The sequence below is a fragment of the Pseudomonas fluorescens genome (genome assembly GCF_018614655.1).
Classification (GTDB): Bacteria; Pseudomonadota; Gammaproteobacteria; order Pseudomonadales; family Pseudomonadaceae; genus Aquipseudomonas; species Aquipseudomonas fluorescens_BX.
The window spans coordinates 54,429-77,021 of the sequence record NZ_JAGGOG010000001.1 but is presented as its reverse complement, the minus strand read 5'-3'; the positions used below and the strand labels follow the sequence as shown (position 1 = coordinate 77,021).

The 22,593-nt window shown below is 57.3% G+C and carries 20 protein-coding genes, 1 tRNA gene and 2 pseudogenes; 13 read left to right on the top strand and 10 right to left on the bottom strand.

All coding sequences use genetic code 11. The features are described from left to right. Nucleotides 1-3: 3 nt before the first annotated feature. From J7E41_RS00335 to J7E41_RS00310, 7 genes and pseudogenes are all read left to right on the top strand, one after another. Nucleotides 4-453 (top strand): GNAT family N-acetyltransferase, encoded by a 450-nt coding sequence (locus J7E41_RS00335; RefSeq protein ID WP_214989429.1) that lies wholly within the window; start codon nucleotides 4-6, stop codon nucleotides 451-453. Nucleotides 454-471: 18 nt separating this feature from the next. Continuing rightward, nucleotides 472-573: pseudogene (locus J7E41_RS27920) on the top strand (transcriptional regulator); the annotation flags it as partial. A gap of 151 nt (nucleotides 574-724) precedes the next feature. Then, a complete protein-coding gene (gene gacA, locus J7E41_RS00330) occupies nucleotides 725-1,366 on the top strand; it encodes a response regulator transcription factor GacA (RefSeq protein ID WP_008436066.1) in 642 nt (213 codons plus the stop codon). Nucleotide 1,367: 1 nt separating this feature from the next. Then, on the top strand, nucleotides 1,368-3,191 hold the full coding sequence (gene uvrC / locus J7E41_RS00325; protein WP_214989536.1) for an excinuclease ABC subunit UvrC: 1,824 nt from the start codon (nucleotides 1,368-1,370) through the stop codon (nucleotides 3,189-3,191). 32 nt (nucleotides 3,192-3,223) lie between these two features. Beyond that, a complete protein-coding gene (pgsA, locus tag J7E41_RS00320; protein ID WP_214989428.1) occupies nucleotides 3,224-3,784 on the top strand; it encodes a CDP-diacylglycerol--glycerol-3-phosphate 3-phosphatidyltransferase in 561 nt (186 codons plus the stop codon). 63 nt (nucleotides 3,785-3,847) lie between these two features. Next, nucleotides 3,848-3,923, top strand: a tRNA-Gly gene (locus tag J7E41_RS00315). Nucleotides 3,924-4,148: 225 nt separating this feature from the next. After that, nucleotides 4,149-4,297 (top strand): annotated as a pseudogene (locus J7E41_RS00310) (IS3 family transposase); the annotation flags it as partial. Between the two features lie 614 nt (nucleotides 4,298-4,911). On the opposite strand, the gene J7E41_RS00305 reads toward J7E41_RS00310, so the two are convergent. The 3 genes from J7E41_RS00305 to J7E41_RS00295 all read right to left on the bottom strand — a co-directional run bounded on the left by J7E41_RS00305 (nucleotide 4,912) and on the right by J7E41_RS00295 (nucleotide 7,034). Further along, nucleotides 4,912-5,454, bottom strand: coding sequence for a histidine phosphatase family protein (locus J7E41_RS00305; RefSeq protein ID WP_214989427.1), 543 nt, complete (start codon nucleotides 5,452-5,454; stop codon nucleotides 4,912-4,914). A gap of 89 nt (nucleotides 5,455-5,543) precedes the next feature. Then, nucleotides 5,544-6,611, bottom strand: a complete 1,068-nt coding sequence (locus J7E41_RS00300; RefSeq protein WP_214989426.1) for an SDR family oxidoreductase — start codon at nucleotides 6,609-6,611, stop codon at nucleotides 5,544-5,546. A 3-nt stretch (nucleotides 6,612-6,614) separates the two neighbouring features. Beyond that, complete coding sequence (locus J7E41_RS00295) at nucleotides 6,615-7,034, bottom strand: ester cyclase (protein WP_214989425.1); 420 nt, start codon at nucleotides 7,032-7,034, stop codon at nucleotides 6,615-6,617. 115 nt (nucleotides 7,035-7,149) lie between these two features. Here J7E41_RS00295 and J7E41_RS00290 point away from each other — a divergent pair, with 115 nt between their 5' ends. Further along, complete coding sequence (locus J7E41_RS00290; protein WP_214989424.1) at nucleotides 7,150-8,082, top strand: LysR family transcriptional regulator; 933 nt, start codon at nucleotides 7,150-7,152, stop codon at nucleotides 8,080-8,082. Nucleotides 8,083-8,196: 114 nt separating this feature from the next. Then, nucleotides 8,197-9,237 carry an alpha/beta hydrolase family protein gene (locus tag J7E41_RS00285; RefSeq protein WP_353049384.1) on the top strand — a complete coding sequence of 347 codons (1,041 nt, stop codon included), beginning with the start codon at nucleotides 8,197-8,199 and terminating at the stop codon, nucleotides 9,235-9,237. A 157-nt stretch (nucleotides 9,238-9,394) separates the two neighbouring features. Here the strand turns inward: J7E41_RS00285 and J7E41_RS00280 are convergent, their stop codons facing one another. Together J7E41_RS00280 and J7E41_RS00275 are read right to left on the bottom strand one after the other, a co-directional pair. Next, entirely contained in the window at nucleotides 9,395-9,970 is a 576-nt protein-coding gene (locus J7E41_RS00280; RefSeq protein WP_353049383.1) for an NADPH-dependent FMN reductase, read from the bottom strand. 246 nt (nucleotides 9,971-10,216) lie between these two features. Further along, nucleotides 10,217-11,179, bottom strand: coding sequence for a GlxA family transcriptional regulator (locus J7E41_RS00275; RefSeq protein ID WP_214989422.1), 963 nt, complete (start codon nucleotides 11,177-11,179; stop codon nucleotides 10,217-10,219). A 95-nt stretch (nucleotides 11,180-11,274) separates the two neighbouring features. On the opposite strand from J7E41_RS00275, the gene J7E41_RS00270 reads away from it, so the two are divergent. The 3 genes from J7E41_RS00270 (at nucleotide 11,275) to J7E41_RS00260 (ending at nucleotide 15,189) form a co-directional block, all read left to right on the top strand. Further along, nucleotides 11,275-11,718 (top strand): tautomerase family protein, encoded by a 444-nt coding sequence (locus J7E41_RS00270; protein ID WP_214989421.1) that lies wholly within the window; start codon nucleotides 11,275-11,277, stop codon nucleotides 11,716-11,718. 239 nt (nucleotides 11,719-11,957) lie between these two features. Then, complete coding sequence (locus J7E41_RS00265; RefSeq protein WP_214989420.1) at nucleotides 11,958-13,481, top strand: diguanylate cyclase; 1,524 nt, start codon at nucleotides 11,958-11,960, stop codon at nucleotides 13,479-13,481. A 406-nt stretch (nucleotides 13,482-13,887) separates the two neighbouring features. After that, nucleotides 13,888-15,189 carry an Nramp family divalent metal transporter gene (locus J7E41_RS00260; RefSeq protein WP_140893153.1) on the top strand — a complete coding sequence of 434 codons (1,302 nt, stop codon included), beginning with the start codon at nucleotides 13,888-13,890 and terminating at the stop codon, nucleotides 15,187-15,189. Nucleotides 15,190-15,524: 335 nt separating this feature from the next. On the opposite strand, the gene J7E41_RS00255 is transcribed toward J7E41_RS00260, so the two are convergent. Both J7E41_RS00255 and J7E41_RS00250 read right to left on the bottom strand, forming a co-directional pair. Next, entirely contained in the window at nucleotides 15,525-16,523 is a 999-nt protein-coding gene (locus tag J7E41_RS00255) for an NADP-dependent oxidoreductase (RefSeq protein ID WP_214989419.1), read from the bottom strand. A 150-nt stretch (nucleotides 16,524-16,673) separates the two neighbouring features. Continuing rightward, nucleotides 16,674-17,462: an SDR family NAD(P)-dependent oxidoreductase gene (locus J7E41_RS00250; protein WP_214989418.1), complete on the bottom strand. Its 789-nt coding sequence runs from the start codon at nucleotides 17,460-17,462 to the stop codon at nucleotides 16,674-16,676. Between the two features lie 284 nt (nucleotides 17,463-17,746). On the opposite strand from J7E41_RS00250, the gene J7E41_RS00245 reads away from it, so the two are divergent. Continuing rightward, a complete protein-coding gene (locus tag J7E41_RS00245; protein ID WP_214989417.1) occupies nucleotides 17,747-18,325 on the top strand; it encodes a TetR/AcrR family transcriptional regulator in 579 nt (192 codons plus the stop codon). Nucleotides 18,326-18,620: 295 nt separating this feature from the next. Here J7E41_RS00245 and J7E41_RS00240 read toward each other — a convergent pair whose 3' ends face one another. From J7E41_RS00240 to J7E41_RS00230, 3 genes are read right to left on the bottom strand one after another with little or no spacing between them, the layout of a single operon-like run. Further along, entirely contained in the window at nucleotides 18,621-19,964 is a 1,344-nt protein-coding gene (locus tag J7E41_RS00240) for a TolC family outer membrane protein (protein ID WP_214989416.1), read from the bottom strand. A gap of 23 nt (nucleotides 19,965-19,987) precedes the next feature. Continuing rightward, nucleotides 19,988-21,505, bottom strand: a complete 1,518-nt coding sequence (locus J7E41_RS00235) for a DHA2 family efflux MFS transporter permease subunit (protein ID WP_214989415.1) — start codon at nucleotides 21,503-21,505, stop codon at nucleotides 19,988-19,990. Next, a complete protein-coding gene (locus J7E41_RS00230; protein WP_214989414.1) occupies nucleotides 21,502-22,569 on the bottom strand; it encodes an HlyD family secretion protein in 1,068 nt (355 codons plus the stop codon). Before J7E41_RS00230 ends, J7E41_RS00235 begins: the two co-directional genes overlap by 4 nt. Nucleotides 22,570-22,593 lie beyond the last annotated feature (24 nt).

Genomic DNA, 22,593 nt, shown 5'->3' with positions numbered 1-22,593 from the left:
GATATGGCGTTTGAACTGCGGGCCGCGACGGATCGGGACCTGGCGTTTGCTCGAACCCTGACGTATCAGGCGATGGGAAGCTATTACCGTCAATACGACCTGGTGTGGTCCGACAAAGGCTTCGATACGGCCTGGGCCGGCCGGGAAAACTGGCTGATCTACCAAGACCAGACGGTGCTCGGCTTTGTCAGCCTGAGTCATGATGACAAGGCACTCTATATCCGCGAGTTGCACATCCTTGATGCGTGTCGCCGGCAAGGGGCTGGCAGTTGGGTCCTGGAGCAAGTGGTGTTGAAAGCACGGGCCCAGGGTCTGGGGCTGCTGCGGCTGACGGTGTTCAAGACCAATCCGGCGCGAAGGCTCTATCAGCGCAAGGGCTTGAGTATTGTTGGCGAGGAGGATTGTTTCTGGCGGATGGAACTGGGTTGTCAGCCGGCCTCTTCAGGCGGGTAACTACCGGGTGATGTTCAATTCAAGGAGGGTCAGGACGCCATCCGCCGGCTGACATCTACCCTGGCGGAGCATTCGTCCACGCTCAATGGGAAAAGCAGGCCGGAGCCCCCGGAATTCTGACCTTTTACCCAGGAAATACAGCTGTTTGCTACTCGGCAGACGTCTGGCATGCGCTGAAACTCTATATATATGACGCTTGCAGCTAGGTCTGCGCCTTGGTTTTTTGCTAAGGTGTTCAGCAACCTATAAGACCATATCGCGAGGTGTCTGCTTGATTAGGGTGCTAGTAGTCGATGACCATGATCTCGTTCGTACAGGCATTACACGAATGCTGGCTGACATCGATGGCCTGCAAGTAGTCGGCCAGGCCGAATCGGGGGAGGAGTCCCTGATCAAGGCCCGGGAATTGAAGCCCGATGTGGTTTTGATGGACGTCAAGATGCCCGGGATCGGCGGTCTTGGCGCCACTACCAAATTGTTGCGCAGTCATCCGGACATCAAAGTCGTGGTAGTGACCGTGTGCGAGGAAGATCCATTTCCTACACGGCTTCTACAGGCGGGCGCGGCTGGTTATCTGACAAAGGGCGCAGGCCTGGCGGAGATGGTCCAGGCGATTCGCCTGGTGTTTGCCGGCCAGCGTTACATCAGCCCGCAGATTGCCCAGCAGTTGGCGATCAAGTCCTTCCAGCCCACCAGTGACTCGCCGTTCGATGCATTGTCGGAGCGGGAAATCCAGATTGCCTTGATGATTGTCGGTTGCCAGAAGGTTCAGTCCATCTCCGACAAGCTGTGCCTGTCGCCGAAAACCGTCAACACCTACCGTTATCGTATTTTCGAGAAGCTCTCTATCAGCAGTGATGTTGAATTGACCTTGCTGGCGGTGCGCCACGGCATGGTGGATGCCAGCGCCTGAAATGACAGACCTGTTCGATCCGAGTGCTTTTCTTTCCACGTGCAGTGGTCGTCCTGGCGTGTATCGCATGTTCGACAGCGATGCGCGTCTGTTGTATGTCGGCAAAGCCAAGAACCTGAAGAGTCGCCTGGCGAGTTATTTTCGCAAGACCGGCCTGTCCACCAAGACTGCCGCGTTGGTGGGGCGTATCGCCCAGGTGGAAACCACCATCACCGCCAACGAAACCGAGGCGCTGCTGCTTGAGCAGACGCTGATCAAGGAATGGCGGCCGCCCTACAACATCCTGCTGCGTGACGATAAGTCCTACCCGTACGTGTTTTTATCCGACGGTGACTTTCCACGGTTGAGCATTCATCGCGGGGCGAAGAAGCAGAAGGGCAAGTATTTCGGCCCTTACCCCAGTGCCGGCGCTATCCGCGAAAGCCTTAGCCTGCTGCAAAAGGCTTTTTTTGTTCGCCAGTGCGAAGACAGTTTCTACAAGAACCGTACCCGGCCGTGCCTGCAGTATCAGATCAAGCGCTGCAAGGCGCCCTGCGTGGGCTTTGTGGAGCCCCAGGAGTACGCCGAAGACGTGCGCCACTCGGTAATGTTCCTCGAAGGCCGCAGCAATGCCCTGGCCGATGAACTGTCCGGCGCCATGGAACAGGCCGCCGGCATCCTGGACTTCGAGCGGGCTGCCGAATTGCGCGACCAGGTATCGTTGGTACGTCGGGTTCAAGATCAGCAAAGCATGGAGGGCGGAACCGGCGACGTTGACGTCATCGCTGCTTTCGTCAACCCGGGCGGCGCCTGCGTCCACCTGATCAGCGTACGTGGCGGGCGGGTGCTGGGCAGCAAGAACTTCTTTCCCCAGACCGGTATTGATGAAGAGGTCGCCGAGGTCATGGCGGCGTTTCTTGGCCAATATTACGTCAGCAGCCCCGAACGCGACTTGCCGGCGGAACTGATCGTCAACGTGGTCCATGAAGACTTCCCGGCGTTGATCGAAGCGATTCACGAACTGCGTGGCCGCGAACTGGATATCAGCCACCGGGTGCGCGGCACCCGGGCACGCTGGCAGCAATTGGCGGTGACCAATGCCGAGCAGGCCCTGAGCGCACGCCTGGCCAACCGGCAGCATGTTGCCGCGCGTTTTGAGGCGCTGGCCGAAGTCCTCAATCTGGATGAGCCGCCCCAGCGCCTGGAGTGTTACGACATCAGCCATTCCAGCGGCGAGGCTACGGTGGCATCCTGCGTGGTGTTTGGGCCGGAAGGGCCGATCAAGTCCGACTATCGGCGCTATAACATCGAAGGCGTTACCGCCGGGGATGACTACGCCGCCATGCACCAGGCCCTGACCCGCCGCTTCAGCAAACTGAAGGACGGTGAGGGCAAGCTGCCGGATATCCTGCTGGTGGACGGCGGCAAGGGCCAGTTATCCATGGCCCGTGATGTGCTCAATGAACTGGCGGTGCCCGACCTGATCTTGCTCGGCGTGGCCAAGGGCGCTACCCGCAAGGCCGGTTTTGAAACCTTGTACTTGAATGATGCGGCCCATGAGTTCACCTTGAAGGGCGATTCCCCGGCGCTGCACTTGATTCAACAGATTCGCGACGAAGCCCACCGTTTCGCCATTACCGGCCACCGCGCCCGTCGTGGAAAAACCCGGCGTACGTCAACCCTGGAAGGGATTGCAGGGGTAGGGCCGACGCGTCGGCGCGACTTGTTGAAACATTTTGGTGGCTTGCAAGAGCTGTCCCGTGCCAGCATCGAAGAAATAGCCAAAGCTCCCGGTATCAGTAAAAAGCTCGCTGAGTTGATTTATGCAAACCTGCACAGCGAGTAGAATGCCTTCTCACCTCGTAGCCAGTTGTGCCGATGAATATCCCTAATCTGATCACCGTACTACGCGTCCTGCTCATTCCGATTTTCATTTTGCTGTTCTACCTGCCGTACGAATGGAGTTACATGGCCTCCAGTTCAGTCTTCGCCTTTGCGGCGGCGACCGACTGGCTGGACGGATACCTGGCCCGTCGCCTGGAGCAGAGCACGCCTTTTGGCGCGTTCCTTGATCCCGTGGCTGACAAACTGATGGTGGCCGTGGCCTTGGTGCTACTGGTGCAGGAACACGGCAACTTGTGGCTGACTCTGCCAGCCGCCGTGATCATCGGTCGCGAGATCGTCGTCTCCGCCTTGCGCGAATGGATGGCTGAAATCGGCGCCCGTGCCCACGTGGCCGTCTCCAACATGGGTAAATGGAAAACCGCGGCGCAGATGCTTGCCCTGGTCATCCTGCTGGCCAACCCCTCGCAATTCACCTTCTGGGTATTGTTGGGCTACGCCTTGTTGCTGATCGCTGCGGGCTTGACCCTGTGGTCGATGCTGCAATACCTGCGAGCTGCCTGGCCTCATCTGCGAACCACCGTTGAAAAGAAATAAAACTTTTTTGAATCAAGGGGTTGACGGGTGTTCTGGAGTCTATAGAATGCACACCACCAAGACGCGGGAATAGCTCAGTTGGTAGAGCACGACCTTGCCAAGGTCGGGGTCGCGAGTTCGAGTCTCGTTTCCCGCTCCAAATACTGCGCTGCAGAGTTCCACTGAATTCTGTAAGTGATTGAAATCAGGACCTTCGGGTCCTTTTTTCGTTCCGGCGGGAACCACTGAGATCCAGCACTATCCGGTGCGTTTAAGTCCTGAATGAGAGTCTTGAACTCGGGCGCGCGCTGAGTCAGTTTGTTGCTGGAGCAGCTTGGATAGCAAGATGAGCATCTGGCCCTGACTCTGATGTCCCTAGGTAGTTAACTGCCACGGCAACGCCGTAGCTGAGATTTTTTCCAGTTGCTGAAACGGGAATGTATCAAGAGAAAGATCTACACCCCGCGGCAAGATGCTCGCGGTGATGTATTCGATTACATCGAAATGTTTTACAACCCAAAATGTCGCCAATGAAATGGCGGTCGGGAAGTTTCTGGACCGGCGCATCCGTTAAGGCGTTGTTGAATTTTATTCGGTCAAAAAGTGGTGTTTTTTGATTATGGTCTTCGGCTCATGCACGAAGACAATAGCTTTTGAAATCGTTAAAACGCACGCTGAAGAAGAAACGACTCTAGCCGCAGAAAGCTCCGATGATTCTATCTGCGGAGTCAATCTCTATGTTCAGGACGACCGTCCTCAAGGCTCAGATCCTTCGGCTGGCCATCAGCCAAAACCCTTACGGTCTTAACTCCAGATAGTCGCTTTGCGGCAGTCAAATTTTCCTTGTTTGCTATAGACCCAAGCAAAGAGAGGGAGGCACCGGAAGAGCGGCCCAAGACTTCAATCGATCAGCCAAGCACCGTATACAAATGCACGGAGAGAAATCGAGACAGGTAAGGAATTGTAGAAAACTCGTACGCTGATGATTGTGGAGGGGAGGGTGCGCGAAAAAGGTGAGGATTGGTGGCTGCCACCTTCCTGGTACCACGGCAATTCAGCAGTAGAACATCGGAGGCGGTAGGCTGAATGACACCGCTGGCCGATGTGGGGTGGCACTGGGGATTCGTGAATACCTCGCCGATCACAGTTTATACACCACCATATTGATATACCGTCGTACTCCAATATCGGCTGCCGTTACGCTGTTGGCGAGTCCACCCGTTTGCCTGCAGTTGTTGGGCAATCATTCGATTCATAAAGCCATGACCGAGCAGCAGAACCGGTCCCTCGCTGGCAAGGGACTGTAATCGTTCAGCTGCCGTGCTGGCGCGCATCCTCGCAGTATCGGCGGATTCGACGCTGCGTGAGTAACCGCATAACCATAAGACTCGAAGGATAAATGCCCAGGTAAACGGCGATAGTCGTGGCAGTTTCCAGGGACCATAAGGCAGTTGCGCCTCACAGAAAAGCGCGTCGACGAGGAATGGTTTCAGGCCAAGAGCCTGGACGGAGGTCAGCGCACGAGGCGCGTTGCTTGAGACAATCACCGTGGCGGTTGCAGCGAGCTGCATGCTGGCCTCCGGGACGGGGTGGTTGGTGATTTCGGACCGGTTGTATTGTTCGATCCAGTCTTTCATGTTGAGCGCTGAGATTTTTTCGGTTGCGGCCAGCTTTGGCTGGCCGTGACGCATCAGGATTATTTTCCTACCCACAGTATGTTTACATCCTTGTCCTGGTCTGCGGTGAATGTGGAACTCGACGGTGATCTTAGCTGCGAAAGTCAGTCGTCGGCCATGGCGGATGTGCGTTTTTCCGGCGCCGGAGCCGCACTGTGGTTTTCGAACCAACCGTGATCGCGGTACCACCCCACGGTGTCGGTGAGTGTCAGCTCTAACGCCCGGAAACTCAGGCCAAGTTCTTGTTCGCTCTTGCTGTGGTTGAAACAGGTGCGGTCCTTCTCTCGTACTAACAGGCGCAACGTGGCCATGCTCAGCAGAATGGGTTTGCCGGTAATGCGCGCATAGATCTCCTGCACGGCTGCCAAGGTGTATAGAAGGGGGAGCGGTAGTTGTCGAACGGGTGTCTTGACGCCCGCGATACGTCCCAGAATAGGGACCAGCTCACGCATGGTCATATGCCGGCCCGCCGCGAGATAGCGCTCACCTCGCCGTCCATGTTTGACTGCGGCAATCTGCGCCAACGCTACATCGCGGGCATCGACAATGGAGAAACTGCCCGGCATCAGTCCGGGTAGTTTGCCGCGTACGACATCGTTAACCAACTGTCCGGAGGAGGTCGGGCCAATGTCGGCAGGGCCCCACATCCAACCAGGCAGGACCATGCAGGCATGCATCTCGGGATGGCGTTCCAGGAACGACAAGACGACACGGTCGGCGAGGATCTTGCTACGGTAGTAGTCATCCGCGGCGACGTCGGCCCGCAGGCACGTTTCATCGATTGACGTGCCGGGTGCGCCGTCGAGCACGGCAATGGAAGACGTATGGATGAAACGTCGGATACCGGCGTTGTAGGCTTGGGCAAGCAGGCGCCGCGTACCCTCCACGTTAATCTTTTCGAGTTCTTCCCAGTGACTGCCGCCCTTGTAGTTGTCGCGAAAGAACGCAGCGGTATGAAACACCGTATCGCAGCCTTGCAGCGACGTTGCGAACGCGTCGACATCGGCCATGTCCCCAACGACCAGTTCCACACCCTGCAAATGGTTGAACTGTTGTTCACCTTTGGCGCTTGAACGAACCAGGGCTTTGACCGTGCAGCCACGAGCGACCAGTTCACGCACCAGGTTGTTGCCCAGCAAACCGGTCGCGCCAGTGACGAATATGTTATGCATAGATCAGCCCTCGTTCTGATCGGCTAATGGCATCAATACCGCACTGTCGAAGAAGGCCTCTTCACGTATGGCCAACCCGTCTCTGAAGGTGAAGTGTGCGGCGTAATACACGGTAATGTGGCGTCCGTGGGGTGGAATCACCCGGTCCGGCAGCACTAATGGTGCGGTGAAGGTGCCGGTCAGGAAGGCGGTGAGTGCCAAACGATCGTCAGAGACGATAAATGGGCTCAAGGTCACCTGTGCATCGGGGAGTGCTTCGAGTAATGCGCGCTCTCGCATGTGCATGGACTCGCGACCGGTTTGTATCCGCGCGCCATCGAAGTAGATGAAGTCCTCGGAAACCAGCGCAAGCATCGCCTCCAGATCACGGCGATTAAAGGCGCTGGCGGCTCGTTCCGCATAGTTGCTGGGGCCGGTAGTCATACAGTCATTCCATTCTTTTTGAGGGCATGTAGATATACCGTTGGCGCCGCTGCCGAAAAACAGCGACTGCTGCATAATGGCTTTGCAAATTTGCAGATCAGGGAAGATATGAAGCATGGCTTTGCAAGCAAACTGGGACGATCTTCGCCTGCTGTTGGCAGTCTCGCGACGTGGCAGCTTTCTTCAGGCCGGTCAATTGCTGGGGGTCGCTGCGTCCACCGTGTCGCGACGACTGACCCAACTTGAAGGTGCACTTGGCGAGCCAATCGTTGAGCGGGGCGTTGAAGGATGCTGGTTGACCCCACGAGGCCAATCCCTCGTTGAAGTTGCCCTGGCGGCAGAAGCGGGCTTGAGGCGTCAAACCGTTACGGGTAGGTCCGAGCTACACACAGAGCTCTCTGGAAGTGTCGTGGTCAGCGCAGGAGAGGGGTTCTCGTCTTGCGTGTTGGAGGCCGCGAATCGTTTCACCACTCAGCACCCGCAATGCTCGGTGGAGTTACTGACAACAGCCGACTTTCACAAGATCGCCCGGGGCGCCGCAGACATTGCTGTACGCACAGCTCATCTGGGCGAGCCGTCGCTGATTTATCGCCCCCTGGGCAGGCTCGCTTACGGTGTCTTCGCCGATGCACGTTATCTGAAGCGGTTTCCAGAGGTGACTCCAGCCACTGCAGTCAATATTGCCTTGTTGCCTCCGCTGGATAGGTTGCCGCAAATGTGCGTGGCAAAGGCCGCGGGCCTGGAGAGCACGCAGATCAGCGTGAACTCGTTCGCGGCTCAGCTCGAATCGGTGAGGCGAGGTATGGGCGTGGCAGTGTTGCCCCGTATTCTGGCGAAGGACTTGATCGGGGTGTTCCCGGATCTCCAGCTTCCCGATATGGAGGTCTATCTGGTGACTCGGCCGCAAGCATTGAAACAGGCGCACATCAAATGTTTGTTTGCCATCTTGGAGCAGGTGCTGCTCGAAGCCCTATGCGTTGAAAATGCCGGAGATTATCTCTTGGGGGAGCGGCCCGAAATGGCTGCACCCAGGAGTTTGTCGAAATAATTCAGATTGATTCAGTCATGGCCTCGAACCACCAAGACCAGAGCTGTGACTGCTTCAGGGATTGGCACTGAGGTTCGAGCCTGTTAGCCGGAACTCTTGAAAGGAAAAAAGGCAGTGACTGTGTATAAAGTTATCTGGATGAAGCGTTACCGCGTGTGGTTGATTTCCGTCGTCAGTCTCATCATGGCTACCGCTTTTGTTGTTCTCGCGCGGTTTGACACTTATGGTCTGGATCGCAGAGCAAGCGAACCTTTTGCATTCGAAGCAAATGGACTGCTCCTGGCTGGCACGCTCTGGCTTCCTGATCATGCAGCAACAGCGGCAGTCGTTCTGGTTCACGGGGATGGCCCACAAGATCGCACGTCGCAGCAAGGTTACGATCCACTCATCAACACTCTTCTCGATGCAGGCATTGCAGTTGTTTCGTGGGATAAACCAGGCATTGGGGGCTCGCAGGGGAATTGGCTCAGTCAGTCAATGACTGACCGCTACGTGAACGTGCGCAGCGGGTTGTCCACCCTGCGCAGTAAGCTGCAAGGAATCCCTGTAGGTGCGCTTGGGTTTTCACAAGCCGGCTGGGTGCTGCCCCGCCTGGCGTCGGGAGATGCGGACTTTCTTGTGCTTGTCGGAGGCGCTGTATCCTGGCAACGACAAGGTGACTATTACACTAGGACGCGGTTGCAACGCTCAGGGATGTCTGAGCCTGACATTGAAACAGCGATGGCTGAGATGGCTGCCGCCGATGACCGTTTGTTCGCCTCTTCACAGGTGCCGCCGGTTGCCCTTCTGGACGGTATGAGCCCAGAGCGCTGGGCTTTTGTGCGGCGAAATCTTCACGAAGATGCAACCAGTGCTTTGAAAAAACTCGACATTCCTCTGCTTGCGTTGTGGGGCGCGGACGATCTGAATGTCAATCCCGAAGTCAACGCAACCCTCTACCGAAAGACTGTTGGGGGCAACCATCCCGCCAACCGGATTGAAGTCATACCGGATGCAACCCATGGGCTCTTGAGGGCGACTTCTTACAACACACAACTCACCAGCGAATGGTCCTGGTTCACCACGATGAGGTTCCTGATGGAAAGTCGTCATGCCTACGCACCAGGCGCTCTTGAAACGATAAACGAATGGGTTCATGCAAGAGCCAGCCAGTAGAGGCACTGGCTGCCAGCGTTCGAGCGGAAAGTCACTGAATGTGGCTAGGTGACGGGCCCACGGATAACCGCACTGAAAGTCAGTAAGCTCGGCAAGTGCTTATCGGGTCGTGTCGTGTTACTCAGTCAAACCAACGGATGAAACCCGTGTTGGAATATCAAAGGTTTTGATTGTCGAGGTGTCGTTTAAAAGCGCCGAGCGCAGTACCCACCAGTGGGCCTATCACTGGGTCTGTGGCAATGCTCTCGACGTTCAATCGGCTGGACAAGAGGTTAACAGTCATTGACGCTTCCTCGATGATGCTCGCTGACATCGTCTCCAGGACCAGACGCAATGCGGCTTGCGCGTGACTTGCTCTGGGAGATGCGTTGAAAAGCGCGACAGGCTTGCCCGGAAACTCTTCACTGCTCACGAGCCAATCGAGCATGTTTTTGAATGCGCCGGGAATACCTCGAGCGTACTCGGGGCACGAAAACAACAGCCCATCCGCCTGCCCGATAATTGAACGTAACTCTATGACTGCCTCGGGGGGATCCTCGAGCAGATCCGGGTTGAAGTGAGGCAATTCACCGACGCCTTCGTAATGTGCGACCAACATTCCTTCGGGGCATAGAAGCTCAGTTGCTCGTAGCAAAATTGAGTTGGAGGAGGCCTGACGCAGACTTCCCGAGACAGCCAGCAAACGCACCATTTCAACACCGTTCGTGATTCGTAAGTCGGTGAAGTTTCGCACGAGCCGGACCTCATTCACCATTGCTGCATAGCAAGGCAGCGATGGACATATTCTTCCATTTTGCTGCTACGAACGAATGTATTCACGGGATAGAAACCTATTGGGTGGGCTCAGGGTGGTGGCTCCACAGATCAACTTACCCTTTCAGCCTTGCAGGAAGTTACGGGCATGCTCCGCAACACGGCAGGGGCTGAGGTCGTAAAGCACTTACGAGCTGTCTGCGGACAAGACCTTCGGGGATAGCGCTTACTGGCGCAGTTGTTTTGGGGAGGTGTTCAACAGACGGCGCATAAGTCGCCGTAGGGCTGTGGCATCCTGGTATCCCACCTGCTCGGCGATGACCTCAACGGAGTACCTGCTGGTTTCCAGTAGTACGCGGGCCCTGTTCAGTTGCACACGCTGGATCAAATAGTGGGTTGAAAGGCCGGTTGCTTTTCGAAGGTGCCGGGACAGCGTTCGCTCAGACATGCCGGCGTACGCCGCAAGACTCGGGACACTGGGCGGATGGGGCAGTCGTGCTTCTATGTAAGCGGTGAGGTTGGCGACCAGCGTATTGCCCTGGGCCATGATCGCTGGGTTGATGAATGGGGATTGTAACTGTCGGCCATCGAGTAGAAGGGCCTTGCCCACATAGTCGGCGAGCTCCGGCGACAGACGTCTGCGCAACAGGTGCAGCATCAGGTCGGATTGCGCGAAGGCTGCTCCAGCGGTCGTCAAAGGTGGGTCGCAGAGCACCATGACCTTGGGGTCGACAATGCAGTCCGGCGCAATGCTCGACAACCAGGGGGCGAGCCACCAGGAGGTCGTTACCTGTCGACCCGTCAGTAATCCTGCGGCATGCAGGAGAAAGACAGCCGAGCACGAGGCTGCGATCTCCTTGCCTTGATTCACATGTGCCCTCAGCGCCGGCAGTGTCTGAAGTACCCAGTCTTCCTCAAGACGTTGCAGCAGCGCGTCGAAGTCGCTGATGCCAAGGCCCGGAATGACCCAGCAGGAGTGGTCTTCGACGTCTGTCGTCAGTTCGTCGACTAACAGTTGCATGCCTTGCCCTAGCGTAATCAACCCTGACTGCGGCCCACAAACGCGCCAGCGTGGCACGGCAAGGCCGCGCCGCTGCGCAAGTGTGGCGGCGGTGCCGAGGATGTCCAGGGTGGCTGCGACGCTGGAGGCAAACGACCCGGGAAAGACGAGCACAGTGAAATCGTACATTGTCCGATTATGCCCGAAAGAAGACGAATCGGTCACTTATCGAGTGAGGCAATAACTGGCCCAATGGTGCCTCCAGTCAATAACGAGGTTTCGCCATGCCAAACATCCTGATCAAGGTGCCTACCGGAGTTTTCAATCAGCCACAACGCCAACAGCTGCTTCGAAGCGTGAGCGACGTGGCAATGATTAATGAACACATGGGCGATGCCCCTCAGCAGCGTGCTTTATGCTGGGTGCTCATTGAGGAAATTCAAGCAGATGAATGGCTGTGCGGAGGCATTGCTCCTCATGCCCGGGCCGTCCCATGCATTGTCATCGTCAAGGTACCTGCCGGCGTTCTTGATGCAGCGATGCGCCAGCGCTACGTACGTGAATTGCACTGCGCAATACAATCGAGCCTGGCAGCGGGGGATCAGCGCCAGTTGCTGACCTCAATCCAAATTCAGGACGTTGTTGATGGAACCTGGGGGGCGAACGGTGATATCTGGCATTTGGCCGACTTCATCCGTGCAGCTGGATATAGACATCTCGCTCACTAGGATAGGCCCTCCAGAAAGCGCAACGCGGTAGTCAGCAACGGGTCGATTTCCTTAATCCTGCCGCCCCCGCCATGGCCACCGCGTAATCGGCTCTGTGCGTGAATGATCAGGCTGCATACTCTGTTGCTGCAGCGACGCCAGACTACTTGTATGCTTGCGCCCCGAAACACATGGCCGCCGTGAGTGCCAGCGTTTGAATGATGGCTGGAGTGGGGACCGGACTTCCCTAAGGTACTGACGTGAAGCGTGATACTCGCCTTGTAATGCTCTTGCTGTTGGTGGTTGGCTGTTCCCTGACTTCGCTGACGATCTGGAAGATTCTCTCCTCGCGCGACCGAGCGTTGGCGGAGGTGAACGTTCATGGTTTGAACCTGACACAGGCACTCAACACCTACACCGAAGGTATCGTTCGGCAAAGCTCGTTATTGTTGCTAGGGCTGGTTGAGCGTCTGGAAACCGAAGGAAATGGCCCGGCGCAAATCCAGCGAATCAATACGCTGATTGACCGTCAGCAGCCGCTTATGCCGCAACTCAGTGGCATCACTATCTATGACAATCAAGGTCGCTGGCTGATGTCTTCCAACCGGCCGATTCCGGTGGGCGCCAATAGCAGCGATCGCGCTTATTTTATTCATCATCGTGAGGACCCCAGCCGGGAGCCGTTTATTGGTCCGCCGATCCAGAGCCGCTCCAATCGGGAGTGGGTGGTCACCATCAGCCGCCGTTTCAATGACGCCCATGGCGAGTTTGCCGGGGTGGTCGCCGTGACGCTGGGCGTGGAAAACTTTCTGCGCGTGTTCGGTAAACTCGACGTGGGCCAGGACGGCGCGATCGGTTTGTCCTATACCGATGGCACGCTGCTGGTTCGTTATCCGTTCCGCGAGCAGGACATGGGTCGCAACTTCTCCAAGTCGCCAATCTATGCCAAATACCTTGTCGACCATTCCGTCGGCACCGCTTCTTACACGTCCAGCCTGGACGGTGTGGAACGGCTCTACGCTTTTCGCAAAAGCGAAACCTTACCCCTGATTACCACCGTTGCGCTGGGCAAAGACGAAGCCCTGGCGGCGTGGCGCATTGAAGCGGCGCTGTCGGCGGTGGTGGTGGCGGGGTTGCTGGGACTGACCGGACTGATCGGCTGGTTCCTTATTCTGGATATTCGCCGACGCACCCAGGCCGAAGAGGCGTTGCGCGTCGCCCAGCAACAGTTGCTCGACTCCAACCGGCAATTGGAATTATTGGCAATGAAGGATGCGCTGACCGGCTTGGCGAACCGGCGCTGTTTCGATGAGACTCTGGCTTTGGAAGCGCGCCGGGCACAGCGCGATGGTTCTTCCCTGGCACTGCTAATGATCGATATTGACTACTTCAAACGGTTCAATGATGCCCTCGGCCACACGGCCGGTGACGCCTGCTTGCAAACGGTCAGCAAACTATTGGAGACATGCGTGCGACGTCCGTCGGATCTGGTAGCCCGCTATGGTGGAGAGGAAATGGCAATCATCATGCCCGCGACCGACATCGAAGGGGCAGCGGTCGTGGCGCAACTGATTCTCGACCGTCTACAACAGGCAAACATTGCACATCCGAGCAGTCCGCTCGTACGGGTGAGTGTGAGCATCGGTATTGCTACGGCAACTGGGTCGCAGCTGGAGCCGATACTGGCTTTGATCGAGGCTGCCGATCAGGCGCTATACAGGGCGAAAGCTGCGGGCCGCAATGCGTTTGTACAACACTCCGATTTTGCTGCCTCAAGCCGCTGATCAAAATGAAACCGATGGGCTTTGAGCTATTTGCCAGGCTGGGCGGGGCGGGGCTGGTGTGATCCTTCCAATCCATACTTCGAGGTCGTGAACGAGTGTTTCGGCCAGGAGAAGGGGTTTTCTCACAGGAGATCCTTTATTTTTATGGGTGTGGTAGGTCATCCTATGACTGTGCTTGGGGAATATCAATCGCTGTTTTTCTCACGTCGGACAGACACCTCATGGCTTAGGAGCAGTATTTACATGACCTTGTCCCGGTTCGATGCCATTCAACACGCAGCACGACGCTAATTCGCGGCGTTGAAACATTTCCAAACAAAATCGTTTAGGTATTGTTGTACGATGTCGTATCTATCATGTTCGACTATGCTCGTTCTCACAAAAAAAATAAATGGAGATACCGTCTATGACGAGCATTCGTTCCGTCGAAGGCCAGGCTGCAGCGCCCGCACAAAATCGATTTTCACGAATACTCAAACTGCTGGGCCCCGGAATCATCGCCGTACTGTCCTGGCTGGGCGCAGGTGACCTGATCACGTCATCCGTGGCGGGTGCCAATTACGGTTACGCGATGATGTGGGTGCTGGCGGTTTCTCTGCTCTTGAGATACCTGATCGTAAACATCATCGCTCGCTTCCAGTTGTGCAATAACCAGGGCATGACCATCCTGCAAGGCTATGCGCAGTTGAACCCCTTTTTCGCCTGGTTCATGCTCGTCTACGCCCTGCTGATGGGGCACTTGATGAATGCCTACATGATCAAGGGGGCGGGTGAGTCGCTGGCGATGCTGCTGAAAATCGACCAGCCGCTGCTGTGTTCACTGGCGGTGGTACTCGCTGTGTGGATGCTGGTGGGTCGTAATATTTATTCGATGATCGAAGGCGTGATGAAGGTGCTACTGGCGATCATGACTCTGGCCTTCATTGCGTTGGCCGTGATGTCCGGTCCCGATGTCGTCGGTATCGTCAAAGGCACCATAGGCTTCAGCATCCCGCCGGATGAAGGCGTGCATGGCGCGCTGCTGGTGGCGGTCTCGGTTATCGGCGCGGTTGCAGGCTCCATCGCCAACTTCGTGCATCCGTATGTCATGCGCCAAAAGGGTTGGGTAGGGCCGCAGCACAAGCGTGTTCAACGTAACGATTTGCTGTTTGCAGTGTTCGTCGGGATCGTCATCAACCTGGCCATCTGGATCGTTGGCGCAGAAATCCTGCGACCCAACGGCATCGAAGTGAAGACCTTGGGCGACCTGGGCAAGGCGCTGGAAATTTTCTTCGGCCCAATTGGGTGGTATGTGTTCTTCATCGGCGTGTTCGCGACACTGTTTGCCAGCATTTCAGGCAAGACCACCGCGTTCCCGATGCTGATTACTGATGCCTTCCAGCACGTTCGTCCTGAACGTCGCGAAAAGTACGGCAAAGAGTTTCATCATGATCCGATGCACAAATGGTTCATGTTGTTCATCCTCGTGACGCCGTTGATCTGGTCGCTGCCAGGTATGCCGGATTTCGTGACGCTGACCATTGGTGTCAGCGCGTTGAACATCATTGGCTTGCCGGTCATTTCCCTGGGCCTGCTGATCATGTCCAACCAGAAGTCGCTGCTGGACAAGAAATATCGCAACAACCTGTTTGAAAACATCGCGCTGCTCTTTGCCACAGGCCTCGCGCTGTGGGTTGCCTTCCAATTGGGCGTCGATCTGTTTACCTGACACCGAGCCGCCGAGGGGATGCAACGTCTCCTCGGCGGCCAATATTCTATTAGCGGACGTTCAGTCTATATCCGCTTTTGATGCAAACTTGCCACTCGCTACGAGCGTGTGGCGATGTAAGCATTATTGCGATTGAGGAGTGGCCTCAACCATTTTCCGTTACTGCTCAAGCATCAAGCTACGCCAAATGATCATTGGCTTTTCCAGAGGTGCGACTTCCGGTTGCAACTACTCCTGTATGTGTCTGCTGTGCGGTGGCTGCTCCTCTGGCTCAGGCGCTGGAGTGTGATACTTGGCGGCATGTACGTTACCGACGGACATTTTCTGTAGTGCGCTTATTTGATGGTTAGGGTGACTTTGCCTTTTGATCTGCCCTGTTCGACGTACCGCAACGCTTCTGCAGTCGATTCAAAAGGGAAGGAACGATCGATGACCGGTTTGATGGTGCCCGTTTCGATAAGCGAGGTGATTTTTTGCAGTTGTACCCCGTCGGCACGCATCAACAAAAATGCATAGCTCACCCCATGCTTGCGGGCTTTTCTACGAACACCGCTGCTCAGCAGGCGCATGATTTGCCGTAGCATCCAGGACAGGCCTTGCTCTTGGGCAAATTCTGCTGTCGGTGGTCCTGAGACGGAAATGAGCTGTCCGCCGGGCTTGAGAACCTCGACTGATTTCATCAGTACATCGCTGCCCAGGCTGTTCAACACCACGTCGAAATCGTGTAATTCGGCAGCAAAATCTTGCTGCTTGTAGTCGATGACCACATCCGCCCCGAGCGCCTTCACCCATTCGACATTCGCCGTGCTGGTGGTCGTCGCAACGAAGGCGCCGAGGTGTTTGGCGAGTTGGATGGCAAACGTGCCGACACCGCCGGATCCGGCATGAATCAACACCTTCTGGCCTTTTTTCACCTGGGCGGTTTCAACCAGCGCCTGCCAGGCCGTCAAGGCAGCCAAGGGGACAGACGCTGCTTCAGCCATGTCAAGGTTCCGGGGTTTCGGCGCAAGCGCGTTTTCGTTCACGGCGATCAGCTCGGCAAACGTCCCGATCCGGTCCTCGGGAGGGCGTGCATAGACTTCGTCTCCTGGATTGAATCGCTTCACCGCCGAACCTGTGCGAACGACCACACCCGCCAGGTCATTGCCCAATACCAATGGAAATGTATAGGGCAGGATCAGTTTGAATTCCCCGGTTCTGATCTTCGAGTCCAACGGGTTCACGCTCGTTGCATGCACCTGGATTAGAACGTCATGCGCACCGACCGCAGGGTCGGGCACTTCGCCAATCATTCCGTTCTGCTTGCCGTAGCGGTCGATAAAAAATGCTTTCATGTTGCAGTTGCTCTTGTCGGTGGAGTGAGAAGGGGGAGGCCCCGGCCGCGTTGGTAAATGACGACTGTGAATCTGGATGATTGCTTCTATCCAAATAAGCCATGTTTATTCCGTCCGATTGCGGGGCGAGGCCGACCTGCTCGACAGGGTTCAGGCTTGGGTCAAATAGCGTTGCGCCACGGTGGACTGTCTGATCTGCGACAAAAGACCCTGACGCGCGGCTTGCAGGGCATCCCAGCGCTCGCCTTCTTGCAACGGAGGAATGGTCACCGGTTCGCGGCGGTCGAAGCCGACCAGTGCAGCATCCACCAGGTCATCCACCTCCATGATTTCGCTCAAGGTATTGATATCGATACCGGCGCGATCCCAAATCTCCGTGCGGGTGGCGGCGGGCAACACGGCTTGCACATAAACACCCTGAGGCGAAAGTTCCAGGCTCAAGCCTTGGGAAAGGAACAGCACAAACGCCTTGGTCGCCCCATAGACCGACATACCAAATTCAGGCGCCAGACCCACCACCGAACCAATGTTGATGATTGCGCCTTCACCTGCTTTGGCCAGGCGTGGCGCGATGGCGCTGGAGAGTCGCGCCAGCGCAGTGGTGTTGAGGGCCACCAGTTGTGCAACGCTGTCGGTGCTTTGCTCGATGAAGGTACCGGACTGCGCGGCACCGGCATTGTTAACGAGGATGCCGATGCGTTCGTCATTGCGCAGGCGTGCTTCGACAATGAGCAGGTCGCTGAGTTGAGTCAGGTCGGCGGGAACCACCTCAATGGCGACGTTGTGTTCGTCACGCAACCTTGCGGCGAGCGTTTCCAGGCGCGAGTGGTCGCGAGCGACCAACACCAGATCATGCCCGCGTTGGGCGAAACGTTGGGCATAAACCGAGCCGATGCCGGTGGAAGCGCCAGTGATGAGAACGGTAGGACGAGTAGTCATGATGTCAGCTCTTTTTCGGGAACATGGATGGGGATGGATGCGTGATCAAAATCAGGCCCGATCAGCCTGTGCCTGGTTCGCGACAGCACTGGATTCGCCAAGCGTCGGGTAGTCGATGTAGCCCGCCGCACCACCGCCGTAGAGCGTGGAAGGGTCAAAGGCGAATTTCATATCGCTGGCATTTAGGATGATGATCGAAATCTAAACTGTCAACAACTTTGATTATGATCGGCATCTATGTATCATGGCCCCATGATTTTCCAAGCGCTAACGAGGTATCGAACATGCGAGTGACCAAGGCCCAGGCCCAGGCAAATCGGGAACACATCGTCGAAACGGCCTCGGTCATGTTTCGCGAACGTGGTTTTGACGGTGTCGGCGTGGCCGACTTAATGGCCGCTGCCGGTTTCACCCATGGCGGTTTCTACAAACATTTCGGTTCGAAGGCCGACCTGATGGCTGAGGCCTCGGCCAACAGCCTTGCGCAATCGCTGCTCAGCGTTGAAGCACTGAGCCTCCAGGATTTCATCGATGTGTATGTGTCCAGGGATCATCGCGACGGGCGCGCCATGGGTTGCACCATGGCGGCGTTGTGCGGCGACGCTGCGCGTCAGTCTGGCGATTTGAAGTCAGCATTCGCTGAAGGCATTGAGCGCATGCTGCATATTCTCGGCGAAAAATACCCGACCGGGCCGGATGTGCCAGCGGGTGACGCTAGAGAGCAAATGATTGATCTGCTGGCTCGCGGGGTCGGTGCGATCATGTTATCGCGCGCCTGCCCTGACGACTCGGCGCTGGCGGATGAAATTCTGGCGGTGTGTCACGCGAAGATGGACACGGACATCTCGCTCACAGGGATATAGGCCCTCCAGAAAGCGTAACGCGGCAGTCAACAACGGGCCGATTTCTTTACACCTGAACCTGTATGCCTATTCTTTCTCCAGCCTTCGTCTATCGGTTGAAATTACAGCCGATAGCAACTCCTGAAGGGATTGGCCGATCCCGCTGTAGCTTGAGTGATCTGCGCAGTGCTCAAGGAACCGCACAAGGGTTGGGAGTTGCAGGATCTGGTCAATATACCCGTGTTTGTCGATCGCCCCTGAGCAGCCGTTTCACCGCCTCGATCGCCACGGCTTTCGCTCAGAGCGTCAGCAAGCCTCAGTTCAGCAAATTGCTGATTTCATGTAGACGCACGTCGTTCAGGTTGCCGGTCGATGCCAACAGGTTCAACTGGGCCAACAGAATGGCATAGCGCTGCTGCGCCAGGCGTTGCTGGGTGTCGATGACTTTCTGTTGGGCATCCAGCACATCGGTGTTTATACGCGAACCGGCTTCGAAGCCGTGGGTCACGGAGGCGAGGTTGACCTCGCTGGATTTCAGCGCCTGCTTGAGAGCCTGGTATTGGCTCATCCCACTGGTCACTTGCAGGTAGGCCTGGCGCGCCATCAGCCCGGCTCTGCGGCTCGCATCTTCTACCTCATCCACCGCCTTGCTCAGCAGCGCGTGTGCTTCGCGTACGCGGCTGCTGGTGCTGCCCCCTGCGTAGAGTGGGACGCTCAGTTTGACCCCCACCACGGTCTGGTTATAGCGGTTCTCCGGCAGCGTGACGTCGTACACATCACCGCCGACCGAGGCAAAGCGGCCATGTGCGGCAATCAGATCAAGGGTCGGCAAGTGGCCGGCCCGTTCCTTGTCGATGTCCATTTCGGCCAGGTGCCGGGCAATCTGCGCCGCCTGCACGGCGAGGTTGCCTTGTTGCGCGGTGTGGGCCCAATCATCGATAGCGGCGGGCACCGGCACGCTGAACTGCGGCTCCTTGCCCGACCATGGGCGCGCCTGGGCTGCGGTCAATTGGGTGAGGACTTGATTGGCGAGGTCAAGCGCGCCGCGTGCGGCAATCTGTTCGGAGAAAGCCTGGTCGTACTGGGCTTGCACCTGTTCGAGCGCGTTGGCGGTGGCGGCGCCGTCGGCCAGCAAACGGCGGCTGCGATCCTGGCTCTTCAGTAGCGTTTGCAACTGTTGCGTGCGGGTATTCAACAGCTCCCGGTTGAGCAGTACATCGAAATAGGCGCGGGCGACGCGCAGCATCAGGTCTTGTCGCGACTGTTCGGTCTGCACTTCACTGGCACTGATTAACAGCTTGCTCTGGTCATGTGCGATTACATTCTGCCAGCGCAGTAGCGGCTGGGTGAGGACCACCGCGTAGGCATTAGTGTTATTGCGATTGCGATGGTAGTCGGACGAATCCTCGGCATCGACCCAGGCCGCGCCGCCGGTGATGGACAGGTTCGGCAGCAGGTTGGCGCGGCTTTGCGGTTCTTTTTCCGCCGTAGCCAATTGTTGGGCCTGTGCGGCGGCGAACTTCATGTCATGGGCCAGCGCTTTCTGGTACAGCTGGTACAAGTCCTCTGCCGACGCCTGTGCCGGGCAGCAGGCGAGTGCCAGCCAGCAAACGGGAGTGAGCAGAGAGTTGGGTTTGAGATGCAGCCCTGGAATACGCAAGGGAGTGTGCTCCACTGAAAAATTTATCGGCTGAGGGTGCTTTTGCGCATCATCAGCACCATGGGAATACCGATGGACATGACCGCCCCCAAGATGCCGAACAGCATGCTGAACGCCAGCATTTGCGCTTGTTCATGCGTTTGCAGGTAAGGCATCAGGGCTAGCGCTTGTTGACGGCTCTCCACGCCCAGGGACAGGAACAGCGGGTTGGATTCCACGCCCCCCCAGCCGCTGGCGATGAGACTCGACTCGGTCACATGTTCGGAGAGCAGGCGATAGCGCTCCCATGAGAAGCGCGTGAGCAGCGTGGCGGCGATGGCAATGCCGACACTGCCGCCCAATTGGCGCATCAGGTTCAATACGCCCGAGGCGCCGGAGATCAGTGTCAGCGGCAGGCGGCGCATGGCCAGGTTGGTCAGTGGCACGAAGATCATGCCCAGGCCCAGACCGCGGATCACCAAGGGCCAATACAGCGTGTCGGGATTGCTGTCGAGGGTAAACTGGGTGTGCAGGTACATGGCGTAGCAGTACATGACGATGCCTGCGGTGACGAACACGCGCTCGTCGATCTTGTTTTCCTGGGACAGCTTGCCGACCAGCAACGTACTGATCGCGCTGGCCACCGCTCCCGGGAAAATCACCAACCCGCTCTGGTAGGCGCTTTGCGCCAACAACGTCTGCAGGAACAGCGGCACCATGAACAAGGTGCTGTACAGCCCGAAGCCCACGCAAAACGCGCAGATGCAACCCATCAGGAACTCGCGGTTCTTGAACAGCGCGAGGTTAACGATAGGGTTGGCCGCACGCCGTTCCCACCAGAGGAAACCCGCCAGGCTGAAGCAACTGAGCAACAGGCAGGCGACGGTCCAATTGGATTCCATCCAGTCCCAATGCTCGCCGCGCTCCAGCAGGATCTGCAGGCTACCGACCCCCAGGGCCAATAGGCAGAAACCGCTGTAATCCACGCTGCTGGGTTTTTGCTCGTTGGGCGAATCAGTGATGCACAGCCAGCACAGCAGCAAGGCCACCGCGCCGATCGGCAGGTTGATCAGGAATATCCAGTGCCATGACAAGGTGTCGATCAGGTACCCACCGACAGTCGGGCCCAAGGTGGGCCCCATCATCACCCCCACGCCGTACAACGCCATACCGCTGCTGACTTTTTCCTTGGGAAAAACGTCGTAGATGATCGCCTGGGAGATCCCCAGCAAACCGCCGCCCGCCAGGCCTTGCAGCACCCGGAACGCGACCAGTTGCCAGAGTTCGGCGGAAAATGCGCAGCCCAGGGACGCCAGCACGAACACCGCCGTGGACACGATGTAGTAAGTGCGCCGCCCGAACCATGCGGACAGCCAGCCACTGACCGGCAGAATCACTACGTTGGCCACCACGTAGCCGGTGGAGACCCAGGAGATTTCATCGACCGACGCACCGTAGGTTCCCATCAGGCTGGGAATAGCCACGTTGACAATGGTGACGTCGAGCAACTCCATCATTGACACCAGCGTGACGGTGAACGCAATCAGGTACGCCGACCTCATAACGTTTGGCTGCCAGTGTGTTGCGTGGCGACTTCGACAAAGGCACTCATGCCGGGACTCAACAACGGCTTGTAGTCATCCGGCACGCCTTTGAGGGCAATGCGCACCTGCACGCGCTGCACCACCTTGGTGAAGTTACCCGTGGCATTCTCCTGGGGCAGCAATGAGAACTTCGCCCCGGTGGCCGGCGCCACACTTTCGACGATGCCCTCAAAGGCATGCTCGGGGAACGCATCCACGGTGACCTTGGCGTTCTGGCCGACGCGCACGCGGCCGACTTGAGTCTCCTTGAAGTTGGCGGTAATCCACAGCGGCTCGGTGGCGATCAGGCTCAAGAGCTTCTGGCCGGCGACCACGAACTGGCCGGGCTCCACCTCTTTTTTCGAGACAATACTGCGCATCGGTGCGGTCTGGCGGGCGTCGTGCAGCTTGATCCTGGCTTGTTCCAGCTCGGCTTGCGCCGCCGCGATCCGATAGTCCTGCACTTTGAGCTCGGCCTTGTTAGCCAAAGTGCTTTGTGCCGCGGCCTGGGCATTACCGCGGGCTACCTCCTGGGCATGGCTCAGGGCGTCGAAACGCGCCTTGGCCAGTTCCAGGTCCTGGGTGCTCAACACCCCTTGAGCGCCCAGTCGACGGGCACGCTGGTAGTCATTGCGCGCCTGCTCAAGGTTGGCGTTCGATTGAGCCATGGCCGCCTGCGCAGCCTGGCGCATGGCAACTGCTCCGAGGATCTGGCTGTCCAGCGCACCTGGGCCACCACCGCGCCCGGCGGCGGCGAGCAATGCTTGCCATTGTGCCTCGCGCTGCTCCAACTGGTATTTGTATTCGCTGTCGCGGAGCTGAAACAACAGATCACCGCTTTGGACCATGACGTTGTCCATCACCGGCACGCTCACCACCACACCCGAAAGCTTGGCTCGCACCGGAATGATCACACCATCGAGTTCCGCATTGTCGGTGCTCACGTATGTGTTCGAATACTGCCAGCGTTGCCAGCCGAGCAGCAGCAACCCCCCGACCACGACGCCGCACAGCGTCAGTTTTATCAGCTTGCCTTTGGTCATGTGGTACTCCCTGTGTTGCGCGTC